Source organism: Erwinia sp. MYb416 (assembly GCF_037479575.1).
In the GTDB taxonomy this organism is placed as follows: domain Bacteria; phylum Pseudomonadota; class Gammaproteobacteria; order Enterobacterales; family Enterobacteriaceae; genus Erwinia; species Erwinia rhapontici.
Map to the genome: position 1 here is coordinate 217,642 of NZ_JBBGYT010000441.1, position 12,227 is coordinate 229,868.

At 57.5% G+C, this 12,227-nt stretch carries 10 protein-coding genes; 6 read left to right on the forward strand and 4 right to left on the reverse strand.

The features are described 5' to 3' along the window. Position 1 precedes the first annotated feature (1 nt). Positions 2-1,477, forward strand: coding sequence for a tagaturonate reductase (locus WH277_RS24460; RefSeq protein WP_339507273.1), 1,476 nt, complete (start codon positions 2-4; stop codon positions 1,475-1,477). After that, entirely contained in the window at positions 1,461-2,951 is a 1,491-nt protein-coding gene (locus tag WH277_RS24465; protein ID WP_133842493.1) for a UxaA family hydrolase, read from the forward strand. The genes WH277_RS24460 and WH277_RS24465 overlap by 17 nt, the downstream gene beginning before the upstream one ends. Before the next feature lie 298 nt (positions 2,952-3,249). Here WH277_RS24465 and sstT read toward each other — a convergent pair whose 3' ends face one another. From sstT to WH277_RS24480, 3 genes are all read right to left on the reverse strand, one after another. Further along, positions 3,250-4,488 carry a serine/threonine transporter SstT gene (sstT, locus tag WH277_RS24470; RefSeq protein WP_133842492.1) on the reverse strand — a complete coding sequence of 413 codons (1,239 nt, stop codon included), beginning with the start codon at positions 4,486-4,488 and terminating at the stop codon, positions 3,250-3,252. Between the two features lie 164 nt (positions 4,489-4,652). Next, complete coding sequence (locus WH277_RS24475; protein ID WP_133842491.1) at positions 4,653-5,615, reverse strand: TerC family protein; 963 nt, start codon at positions 5,613-5,615, stop codon at positions 4,653-4,655. Between the two features lie 250 nt (positions 5,616-5,865). After that, the gene (locus tag WH277_RS24480) at positions 5,866-6,849 is read right to left on the reverse strand and encodes a Gfo/Idh/MocA family protein (protein ID WP_339507275.1); all 984 of its coding nucleotides are present in this window, start codon (positions 6,847-6,849) and stop codon (positions 5,866-5,868) included. Between the two features lie 133 nt (positions 6,850-6,982). On the opposite strand from WH277_RS24480, the gene WH277_RS24485 reads away from it, so the two are divergent. The 3 genes from WH277_RS24485 to WH277_RS24495 all read left to right on the forward strand — a co-directional run bounded on the left by WH277_RS24485 (position 6,983) and on the right by WH277_RS24495 (position 10,312). Continuing rightward, positions 6,983-8,683: a chloride channel protein gene (locus WH277_RS24485; RefSeq protein WP_133842489.1), complete on the forward strand. Its 1,701-nt coding sequence runs from the start codon at positions 6,983-6,985 to the stop codon at positions 8,681-8,683. Positions 8,684-8,755: 72 nt separating this feature from the next. Then, positions 8,756-9,370 (forward strand): LemA family protein, encoded by a 615-nt coding sequence (locus tag WH277_RS24490; protein ID WP_133842488.1) that lies wholly within the window; start codon positions 8,756-8,758, stop codon positions 9,368-9,370. 9 nt (positions 9,371-9,379) lie between these two features. Further along, positions 9,380-10,312 carry a TPM domain-containing protein gene (locus tag WH277_RS24495; protein WP_159336819.1) on the forward strand — a complete coding sequence of 311 codons (933 nt, stop codon included), beginning with the start codon at positions 9,380-9,382 and terminating at the stop codon, positions 10,310-10,312. Positions 10,313-10,331: 19 nt separating this feature from the next. On the opposite strand, the gene WH277_RS24500 is transcribed toward WH277_RS24495, so the two are convergent. Then, positions 10,332-10,835 (reverse strand): M48 metallopeptidase family protein, encoded by a 504-nt coding sequence (locus WH277_RS24500; RefSeq protein WP_159336820.1) that lies wholly within the window; start codon positions 10,833-10,835, stop codon positions 10,332-10,334. Between the two features lie 82 nt (positions 10,836-10,917). Here WH277_RS24500 and rlmG point away from each other — a divergent pair, with 82 nt between their 5' ends. Beyond that, the gene (rlmG, locus tag WH277_RS24505) at positions 10,918-12,045 is read left to right on the forward strand and encodes a 23S rRNA (guanine(1835)-N(2))-methyltransferase RlmG (RefSeq protein ID WP_167864342.1); all 1,128 of its coding nucleotides are present in this window, start codon (positions 10,918-10,920) and stop codon (positions 12,043-12,045) included. The last annotated feature ends 182 nt before the right edge of the window (positions 12,046-12,227 follow it).

Sequence of the window (12,227 nt, forward strand, 5' to 3'; positions counted from 1 at the left end):
GATGCGCAAGCTGAACCGAAACGACTTTCCCGGGCCACAGTATCCTGAGCGGATCATTCAGTTTGGTGAAGGTAATTTTCTGCGTGCCTTTATCGACTGGCAAATCGATCAGTTGAACCAACACACCCGTCTGGACGCTGGCGTCGTGGTGGTGCGGCCGCTCAGCAGCGGCAGTCCACGCAGCCTTAACAGCCAGGATGGGCTGTATACCACGGTGATCCGCGGGCTCAATACGCAGGGTGATGTGGTGAGCGAGCCGCGGCTGATCCGCTCCGTCAATCGCGAAATCCAGCCCGTGCAGGATTTTGCCGCGTTTATGGCGCTGGCGACGGACCCGCAGCTGCGGTTTGTGTTCTCCAACACCACGGAAGCGGGGATCTATTTTGATCCGGCAGATACGCTGGAATCCGCGCCTCCGGCCAGCTTCCCGGCCAAACTGACCCGCCTGTTACTGGCCCGCTGGCAGCATTTTGACGGCGCGCCTGATAAAGGCTGGCTGATGCTGCCCTGTGAGTTGATCGATAATAACGGTGACGCCCTGCGCGCCCTTGTACTGCAAACGGCGCAGGCCTGGCAGTTGCCTGCCGCGTTTGTGAGGTGGGTGGAGCAGCACAATACCTTTTGTTCGACGCTGGTGGACCGCATTGTTACGGGCTACCCCGACGATGCCAGCGAGCTGGAAGAGCAGCTCGGTTATCGTGACGAGTATTTGGTGGCGGGGGAGGTTTACTATCAGCTGGTGATCCAGGGGCCGTCCTCTGTGGCGCAAGCGCTGTGTCTTGACCAGCTGGCGCTGAATATCCTGCTGGTTAATGACATCAAACCTTATAAAGAGCGCAAGGTGGCGATCCTCAATGGCGCACACACCGCAATGGTGCCGGTGGCGTTTCTGGCCGGGCTGGAGTCGGTGGGTGACGCGATGGTTGATGCAGAGGTGGCTGCGTTTGTTGATGATACGCTGCGTAAGGAAATTATCCCGACGCTGACGCAGCCGCAGGCAGCGCTGAATGCGTTTGCAGACGAGGTCCTTAATCGTTTTCGTAACCCGTTTATCCGCCATCAACTGAGCGCGATTGCCCTCAATGGCATGACGAAGTTCCGCACCCGTCTGCTGCCCGCGCTGCTGTGGCAGCATGCAGAGAACGGGGCACCATCGCCGCGCCTGAGCTTTGCACTGGCAGCGCTGCTGGCGTACTACCGGGGTGAACGCAACGGCCAGCGTTATCCGTTGCAGGACGATGCGCACTGGTTAGCGCGTTTTGCCACGCTGTGGCCGCAGGTTGACTGCCATGATATTTCTCTCCGCCAGCTGGTGGATGACGTGCTGAGTGATGCCGCGCACTGGGGGCAGGACCTCACACAGCTGGCCGGGCTGAGTGCGGGCGTCACGGCACAGCTGCAACAGATCCTCCAGCTTGGCATGCGTGCGGCACTGGCGCAGGTAAACGAAGGGGCGAATCATGCAAAGCATCATTAAAATTCACAGCCTGGATAACGTGGCGGTGGCGTTGCGTGATCTGGAGGAGGGGGAGCGCGTCAGCGTTGCCGGACACGCTCTGGTGCTGAAACAACCGGTGGGGCGTGGGCATAAATTTGCTCTGCACCCGCTGGCAACGAATGCGTTGGTGATGAAATACGGCCTGCCGATCGGCCATGCCACGCAACCGGTGAGTGCCGGTGAAATCATTCATTCGAACAATGCACGCACTAATCTCAGCGATCTGGATGAGTACCAGTATCAGCCGGAGTTTGCCACGCTCCCTGAGCAGGCTGCTGACCGTGAAGTACAGATTTATCGCCGCCGCAGTGGTGAAGTCGGCATCCGCAATGAACTGTGGATCCTGCCGACCGTGGGCTGCGTCAATGGCATTGCCCGTCAGATCCTGCAACGTTTTCTGAAAGAGACGGCAGAGGCGGCTGATATCGACGGCGTGCACCTGTTCAGCCACCCGTTCGGCTGTTCGCAGCTTGGGCAGGATCACGTAAACACCCGCACCATGCTGCAAAATATGGTGCGTCACCCCAACGCCGGGGCAGTGCTGGTGATCGGTCTTGGTTGTGAAAACAATCAGGTCGATGTTTTCCGTGAGACGCTGGGTGAAACAGACGAGCAGCGGGTGAAGTTTATGATTTGCCAGCAGCAGGATGATGAGGTGGAAGCCGGGCTGGCGCTTCTGCATGAACTTTACGAGGCGATGCGCTATGACCAGCGTCAGCCAGGGCGCCTTAGCGAGCTGAAGTTCGGGCTGGAGTGCGGCGGATCGGACGGTTTGTCTGGCATTACCGCCAATCCGTTGCTCGGGCGTTTCTCCGACCAGATGATCGCCAACGGTGGTACCACGGTGCTGACGGAGGTGCCGGAGATGTTCGGGGCAGAACGTATTCTGATGAGCCGCTGCCGCGATGAAGCCACCTTCAGCAAAACCGTGAAGATGGTGAACGATTTCAAAGCCTATTTTATTGCCCACAACCAGCCGATTTATGAAAATCCGTCACCGGGCAACAAAGCGGGGGGGATCACCACACTGGAAGAGAAGTCGCTGGGCTGCACGCAGAAGGCCGGGCAAAGCCAGGTGGTCGATGTTCTCAACTACGGGCAGCGGCTGACACAGCCAGGGCTTAATCTGCTCAGCGCCCCGGGAAACGATGCGGTGGCGACCAGCGCACTGGCCGGAGCGGGTTGCCATATGGTGTTGTTCAGCACCGGACGCGGCACGCCTTACGGGGGTTTTGTCCCCACGGTGAAGTTAGCCACCAACAGCGAACTGGCGGCGAAGAAGCCACACTGGATTGATTTCGATGCCGGGCAGCTGATCCACGGCGTGGAGATGCCCGCCTTGCTGGCGCAGTTTGTCGATACCATCGTGGCGATTGCCAACGGGCGACAGACGCGTAACGAAGTGAATGATTTCCGGGAACTGGCGATTTTTAAAAGCGGGGTAACGTTGTAATCCCGGGAGAGGAGTACGGCGAATGGCGTAGGGGCGGATATGCCTTGCGCTGGGTCGGGCATGCCCGACCCCTACATCTGAACGGCGCAGGGGCGAGGCACGCCTTGCGCAGGGTCGGGTATGCCCGCCCCCTACACCTGAACGGCGCAGGGGCGAAGCACGCCTTGCGCTGGGTCGGGCATGCCAGCCCTTACACCTGAACAGCGTAGGGGCGAGGCACGCCTTGCGATGGGGCGGGCATGTCCGACCCCTACACCTGAACAGCGTAGGGGCGAGGCACGCCTCGCCCTGGGTTAATTTACGCGTTCTGCTCAACCCGGCGATCTTCCGCCATACAGGCCGCAGCCGTAAACAGAATGTCCGCCGATGAGTTCAGCGCGGTTTCAGCTGAATCCTGCAAGACCCCGATAATAAAGCCCACAGCCACCACCTGCATCGCCACTTCATTCGGAATACCGAACATGTTACAGGCGACCGGGATCAGCAGCAGCGAACCGCCCGCCACACCTGAAGCCCCGCAGGCACAAATCGACGCGACCAGGCTTAACAGAATAGCGGTACCCACATCGACATGGATCCCGAGCGTATTCACCGCTGCCAGCGTCAGCACGGTAATGGTGATCGATGCGCCCGCCATACTGATATTGGCGCCAATCGGAATGGACACCGAGTAAGTGTCTTCATCCAGACCCAGCTTTTTCGCCAGCGCCATATTCACCGGAATATTGGCGGCCGAGCTGCGGGTAAAGAAGGCGGTTACGCCGCTTTCACGCAGGCAGGTAAACACCAGCGGATACGGATTACGGCGGATCTGCCACCACACCAGCAGCGGGTTAAACACCAGCGCCATCAGCAGCATACAACCCAGCAGCAGGATCAGCAGGCTGGCATATTCCCACAGCGCATCAAAGCCGGTCGAGGCGAGAATCGATCCCACCAGGCCGAAAATCCCGATGGGCGCAAAGCGGATCACAATACGCACCAGACGCGTCACGGCATCGGAGGCATCATTGAGAAATGCACGGGTGGTATCGCTGCTGTGGCGGAATGCAAAGCCCAGACCGATAGCCCACACCAGGATGCCGATATAGTTGGCTTTCATCAGTGCTTCAATCGGGTTGGTGACCATGCTCATCAGCAGGCCCCGCAGCACTTCAAGAATCCCGGACGGCGGCACAATCTCGGTGCTGGCGGCTTGCAATGTCAGCGTCTGCGGCAGCAGATGGCTGGCGACCACCGCCACAATGGCGGCACAGAAGGTACTGAGCAGATAGAGCATCACAATCGGGCGAATATTGGTTTTTTGTCCCTGCTGATGGTTAGCAATTGAGGCGATCACCAGCACCAGGACCAGCAAGGGGGCCACGGCTTTCAGTGCGCTGACAAACAGCTCACCCAGCAGGCCGACGGCCAGCGCATTGCTTTTTGAGAACCAGGCCAGGGCAATACCGGCCACCAGCCCAATCATAATTTGTGTTACCAGGCTGCCCTGGAGCAGGCGCTGAACCAGCCCACGGTCACTGTTTTCTGTACGCATATTTTAAAATCGCTATCGTTATCGATGTTTCTGGGGTGTTTGCGCAGGGGAGTATAAGGAAATCATCTGACAGGGAAAGGGAAAAGTGCGTGTTTTTATGCCATCTACAACAAAAAGGGCCGATCGAAAAAGACGATCGACCCCTGGATGTTTGCCGCTATCGATCAGGATGTCTTCTGATCGTTCCGATAGTTAACCACGGCATTAATGATCAGCGTCAGCGCCAGAATACCGCCCACAATGCCCAGTGAAATGGCGATGGGGATATGGAAGAAGTCGACAATCAACATCTTCACCCCGATAAACACCAGGATCACCGACAGGCCGTATTTCAGCATTGTGAAACGCTCTGCCACGTTTGCCAGCAGGAAGTACATGGCACGCAGGCCGAGGATCGCAAACAGGTTAGACGTCAGCACGATAAACGGATCGGTGGTCACCGCGAAAATGGCCGGAATACTGTCGACGGCGAAAATAACGTCGCTCAGCTCAACCATAATCAGCACCAGCAGCAGCGGAGTGGCAAACAGCACGCCATTCTTACGCACAAAGAAGCGTTCACCTTCGATTTTGTCCGTCATGCGCATACGACTACGCAGCCAGCGTACCAGCGGCTTATCGCCAATCGCGCTGTCATCTTCTTTCGCCAGCGCCATTTTTATCCCGGTAAACAGCAGGAACGCGCCGAAGATATAGAGCAGCCAGCTAAACTGGGTCACCAGCCAGCTTCCGGCAAAGATCATAATGGTACGCAGCACAATCGCGCCCAGCACGCCGTAGATCAGCACCCGGCGCTGCAATGCGGCCGGAACGGCAAAATAGCTAAACAGCATCAGCCAGACAAACACGTTGTCGACGGCCAGCGCTTTTTCAATCAGATAACCGGTGAGGAAGGCCAGCGCTTGCGCATCCGCGACTTCGCGCCCGGCGGTGCCGGTGAGATACCACCAGAAGGCAGCGTTAAATAACAGTGAGAGGGTGACCCAGACCAGCGACCAGGCGGCCGCTTGTTTCATGGTCATGGTGTGTGCGCCACGACGGCCCTGCAACAGCAGGTCAATCGCCAGCATAATCACGACAACGACAGCGAAGCTGCCCCAGAGTAACGGCGTACCGACAGTATTCATTTTTTCTTGCCCCAATAACAAAAATGGCCAACGTCGGAAGACGCCAGCCACATTATTATTGTCGCTGTAAGCAAACCTCGCCTTCCGGCAAGGTCTCACTTACAACCAGGATTTGGTTGCTCAGTAACCGGACATCATGTGGATGTCGTATTGACGATTAACTGACGAAGAAGTTACTCCCCTTTGCTGTTGCAAAAGATAGGCGGGCAGCCGCCGAAGGTCAATCTTCTTCAGTAATATTTAGAAATATTTACACAGTGGCATCGGCCGGGAAGATCACCCCGGTCTGGCGGCGGATCTCCGTCAACAGCTTCGCGGTGATGCGTGACGTTTCCAGTCCGGGGTGATCCCACTGACTATTCTCCACCAGGCGGGCAAAAACCTCCGCTTCATACAGCATGGTATTGATATGCTGCGGCTGCGTCAGATCCTGCGCTTTACCACCGCGCGGGATAAAGCTGACGCGCTGGCACTCAGACACCTGCTCAATCACCAGCGATCCCTCTTCACCCTGAATTTCGCTTGGCAGCGTAGACTGGCTGATTTTTGAGTGCTGTAAGGTCACGTCGAAATCGCCGTAGTTGAGAATTACCGTACCGTGCCCATCAACACCGCTTTCCAGCAGGCTGGCGCTGGCCATCACGTTGGCAGGTTCCCCCCATAAATTCACCGCCGTAGCGAGGCAGTAATAGCCGATATCCATGATCGAGCCGTTAGACCATGCCGGATTAAAGGTGTTGGGATTCTCGCCATCCAGATAACGCTGATAGCGGGAGGAGTACTGGCAGTAATTGATCAAGGCTTTGCGCAGCGTGCCCACTTTCGGCAGCGCCTGTTGCAGCGTGAGGAAGTTCGGCACGCTGGCGGTTTTAAAGGCTTCAAACAGCACCACCTGATGTTCAGCGGCGCAGGCGATCATGGCTTCAACCTCGCGCAGATTCGAGGCCAGCGGCTTTTCGCAGATTACGTGCTTACGGTGGCGTAGGAACAGCAGTGACTGTGGACAGTGCAGAGCGTTGGGGCTGGCGATGTAGACGGCATCAATGGCATCGGATGCTGCCATCTCCTCCAGGGAATCAAACAGCTTTTCCACCGGATAATCACTGGCAAAGGTCTTTGCCTGCTCCAGCGATCGTGAGTAAACGGCAGTCAGCTTCATTTTTCCGGTTTCATGAGCAGCATCGACAAACTGACGGGTGATCCAGTTGGTTCCAACGACGGCAAAGCGAATCATAGTGTTCCTGTTCGGCTGATTAGCGGAAAAAGCAGATTATCATGTCAGGCTGGCAGGGCAATGCCTGATGCGGGATATTTGATTTTTCAGCCCGCCTCTCGCACGATAGGGAAAATCATCACGAGGGAACCCGATGAGCGTTCGCAGCCCGCAAAGTAAACATGCACTTAACTGGACCAGCATTCTGGTCGCGATCCCGGTTGGGCTGGTGGCATCGCTGGTGACGCTGGGCTTTCGTGAGGCCATTAACCTGATTGATGGGCTGGTGTTTAACGGACAAACCGATATTACCCAGGCGATGCGTGTTTACCCCTGGTACTGTTGGCCGCTGATCGTCGGGGCGGGTGGCCTGATTGCCGGTTTCCTGCTGCGTTATGCCACCGCCATTGAGCAAAAGCAGACGGTGCGTACCGATTATCTGGAAGTGATTAACGCCCAGCTGGATGCGGTCCCCACGCGCACCTCGCTGTTTCGCGGGCTGTCATCGCTGGCGAGTATCAGCAGCGGCGCGTCTATCGGGCGTGAAGGGCCGATGGTGCAGCTGTCTGCGCTGGCAGGCAGCCTGATGGGGCGCTGGTGGTTCAAATCGCTGCCGCTGAAAAACAGTGACGTGGTGGCGATGGCAGCTGCCGCCGGGCTGGCCTCGGTGTACCATGCGCCGCTGGCATCGGCGATTTTTGTCGCGGAAATCGCTTTCGGTATCTCTGCCATGCAGCGTCTGATCCCCCTGATTATCGCGTCCGGCGTGGCGGTGCTGACCATGTGGTCACTCGGGCATCGTTCGGCAATGTACCCGTTTTCCCACAGCCAGTTTGATCTGACGCCCGGCAGTATTGCGCTGACCGTGGCCATCGGGTTACTGGCAGGCCTGCTGGGCTGGGGCATGCTGTGGTTGATTGGTCAGAGTAAGCGCTGCTTCGCGCCCATTCGCAGCCTGCCGCTACGCCTCGGCCTTGGCGGACTGCTGGTGGGTGCGCTGGCCATTGGCAGCACCCAGATCCTCGGCAACGGTTATGAAGTGATTGTGCGCATTATGGCGGGGGATTTCCTGCTGCCGATGCTGCTGGCCCTGCTGCTGCTAAAGATGCTGGCCACGGCGATCTCCGTCGGTTCCAATGCTGTGGGCGGCCTGTTTACTCCGGCGCTGTTGATTGGTGCACTGATGGGGGAAATGGTGGCGTTGCTGGCCGCCGCCGCCGGATTACCGGTTGGCAATGCCGAAGTGTTTGCCGCCGTGGGGATGGGCGCGGTGCTGGCGTCCGTCAGTCAGGCGCCGCTCATGGCGATGCTGATGGTGCTGGAGATGACGCTCAACAGCAGCCTGCTGTTCCCGGCAATGATCGCCAGCGTACTGGCTTCCATGACCGTCTACCGTCTGCACTCCAGCAGCACCTACTCGGTGATGACCCGCCACTTCAGCCGCTCTGACGCCAAGTTTGATTTTGATAACGGCATTATTTCGCAGTTTATCGTCTCCGGCGCGGCGCTGACGCCACAGGATTCTGTCGGTAAAGCGCTGGCGGTCAGCTCACTCAAGCGCGAACGTTTTGTGTATGTGATTGGCGAGCAAGGGGAGTTTATCGGCGCGGTATCGATCCACGATATCTCGCATAAGGTACTGGATAAAGAGATCACCCTGACCTCCCCAGTCAGCTGTGTGGTCGACACCCAATTCCCCACGGTTTACGAGAACCAGACCATCAAAGAAGGCTGGGAAGCGTTCGCGCGCGTCACGCTGGAACGCCTGCCAGTGCTGAATAATCCGCTGGAACGGAAATATCTGGGTGCGCTGACCAAAACCAGTTTGATCCAGCAGGCGAAAGATTTTATATAAGTAAAACAGCACTATCGGGCGGTGCCTGTATAATGCTCACCTTGCCCCTTTCTTTATTTTAAGGACGAAATCATGTCATTCCCTGCACGTTTTCGCTGGCTGCTGTTGCTGCCTGTGATGTTCTGGCTTTCCGGCTGCGACTATAACCAAATCCAGCAGCGCGACGAAGCCGTCTCCACTGAATGGTCAGAAGTGTTGAACCAGTATCAACGCCGTGCCGACCTGATCCCGAATCTGGTGGCAACGGCAAAAGCCAGCGCCAGCCATGAAGCCGAGGTGTTTAAAAGCATCGCCGACGCCCGCGCGAAAATCGGCAGCCTGACCCAGGTACAAAATGCCCCGGAAGATGCGCAGACCATGCAGGCTTTCCAGCAGTCGCAGTCAGAGCTGAGTAGCGCAATGTCGCGCCTGCTGGTGATCAGCGAACGCTATCCTGATTTGAAAGCGGATCAGATGTTTAACAACCTGATGGTGCAGCTGGAAGGTACGGAAAACCGTATTGCCGTGGCGCGCCAGCGCTATGTCCGTGCGGTGCAGGACTACAACCTGATGATCCGTCAGTTCCCGGGGTCGCTGACCGCCAAAGCGATGGGCTACCAGCGTAAAGAAAATTTCCAGCCGGAAAACGTGGCGCAGATTTCCACCGCCCCTCAAGTGGATTTCTCACAGCCTGCCAGCGCGAAATAAGGGATCACCATGCGATTTTTCACCCTGATCCTGCTAGCGGTGCTGCCCTTGACCAGTCTGGCCGCGACAGTGGCCGTACCGACATTACAGCAGCGCGTGACGGATGACGCGGGCGTACTGAGCGCCACGGATGTCCAGCAGATTACGACTCAGATAGTGGCGCTGGAGAAAAAAACCGGCCACCAGCTTGCGGTGCTGACCGTCGATACTACCGGGGATGACAGCATTGAGCAGTTTGCCACGCGGGTATTCGATGCCTGGAAACTCGGTGACAAACAGCGCGATGACGGCCTGCTGCTGGTGATGGCGAAAACCGACCGCACGGTGCGCATTGAGGTCGGCTACGGGCTGGAAGGGGATTTCACCGATGTGCAGGCCGCACAGGTGATCAATGGCAGCATCATTCCTCACTTTAAACAGGGGGAAATGGGCCCCGGATTAGTTGCCGGTGTGCAGAGTATTTCACGCCAGTTGGGCGTCCCGGTAGAGGGCGATGCCCCGGCAACGCCACCGCGTCCGCTGGCTGAACCTGCTCCGACAGTATCTAATGACGCCATTACCCTGTCCGGCGGCAGCGTCGGTCTCTGGCTACTGGGCATGATAGTACTGCCGTTCTTCTTCCTGCGCCGCAACCCGCTGCTGAGGGCGCTTTTTGTCAGCGGGATTGTCACCGGTATTTCGTTGATCAGCACGCTGCTGTCCTCAGGTATCGAGGCTGTAAACGGTGATAATGTCGGCCTGCTGTTTGGCGGCAGCCTGATGGTACAGATGCTGATCTCATCGCTGATTGGCACCCTGCTGGGCGGTGGCGGCAGCCGCGACCGTTCTGACGACAGTTCTGACTCCCGCTCCAGTCACAGTCGGGATTCCGACAGCAGTGATGGCGGCTTTAGCGGTGGCGGCGGTCGCAGCGGCGGCGGCGGCGCATCGGGGAAATGGTAACGCTCTAGCGCGTGAGGGTTTACCCCTCACGTCCTTCCAGCGCCTGTGCGGTCAGCCACAGGCGCGTATCGAACTCCAACTGGTGATACTGCGGCTCCATATGGCAGCAGAGCTGGTAAAACGCCTTGTTGTGGTCTTTCTCTTTGATATGCGCCAGCTCATGGACCACGATCATGCGCAGAAATGCTTCCGGGGCCTGTTTAAAAATCGTCGCCACGCGGATCTCCGCTTTGGCTTTCAGCTTGCCGCCCTGCACGCGAGATATCGCCGTATGTAACCCCAGCGCATGTTTCATGACCTTAATCTTACTGTCATAAATCACCTTGTTGAGCGGCGGCGCATTGCGCAGCGACTGGTTCTTTAAATCCAGTGCGTAGTCATAGAGCGCTTTGTCGCTGGTGATGCTGTGCATAGAGGGATAACGCTGGTTCAGCACCTCTGACAGGCGCTGTTGCTCAATCAGCGTGCGGACCTGTGACAGCAGCGATTCAGGGTAACCTTGTAGATAAATAAGCGACGACATGCGGACTCCGGTGAAGAAAAACGTTTACTGTGCGCCCGTTTTAGGGGATAAAACGCGGGAATTTTACCACTAAGGTGATCCCATGAGCCAACTCGAACTAAGCAACCGCATGCTGACGCTGCATCGTTTTCCCCAAATGCGCGAAGAAAGCCCGTTGCAGGCCTGGGATGCGGCCGACGAATATGTGTTGCAGCATCTGGGCGATGCCCCGGTCAGCGGCCCAACGCTGATCTTCAATGACACCTTTGGCGCGCTGGCCTGTGCGCTGGCGGGTGAGGGTGTTTACAGCATCAGCGACTCCTGGCTGAACCAGCAGGCGACACGCCAGAATCTGGCGCTGAATCACCTCGATGAAGCCGATGTACAGCTGCTCGACAGTTTGAGCCCGCTTCCTGCGGCACCGGCACGTGTCCTGATTAAAGTCCCGAAAACCCTCGCCCTGCTGGAATACCAGCTGCGTGCGTTGCGTGATGTCGTGACCCCGGAAACCCAGATTATTGCCGCCGGTAAAGCGAAAGATATCCATACCTCGACGTTGCAGCTGTTTGAAAAAGTGCTGGGCCCCACCACCACCTCGCTGGCACGCAAAAAAGCACGCCTGATCTTCGGTACTTTTAGCGCACCGGAGCTGAAAGAAAGTGATGTGATTACCACCTGGCCGCTGGACGGTACGCCATACCAGATCCACAACCATGCCAACGTCTTTTCCCGTGGCGGGCTGGATGTGGGGGCGCGCTTCTTCTTACAGCATCTGCCCTCCGATCTGGAAGGTGAGATTGCCGACCTGGGCTGTGGCAATGGTGTGATTGGCCTGATGGCGTTACAACAGAACCCGCTGGCGCAGGTCCATTTCATTGATGAATCCTATATGGCGGTCGCTTCCAGCCGGATGAACATTGAAGTGAACTCTCCACAGGATCGGGATCGCACGACGTTCCACGTTAACAATTCGCTGGCGGGCTATCCGTCAGACCGCCTGCATGCGGTGCTGTGTAACCCGCCGTTCCACCAGCAGAGTGCGGTCACCGACCATATTGCCTGGCAGATGCTGCGTGATGCACGCCGTTGCCTGCAAGATGGCGGCGAACTGCGTATTGTCGGTAACCGTCATCTCGACAATTACCACAAAATGAAAAAGCTATTTGGTAACTGCACCACCGTGGCAAGCAACCAGAAATTTGTGGTGTTACGTTCGGTGAAGATGCCTTAACCCGTTAGCCTGCGGGTCTGGCATGCCCGACCCCTACGCACACCGCATTCCGTAAACTGTACTCAGTGGGGGTGAGGCACGCCTCGCCCGCGCCCTCAATCCGCGTCAGCCTGCGGGTCGGGCATGCCCGCCCCCTACGCACACCGCATTCCGTAAACTGTACTCCGTAGGGGTGAGGCATG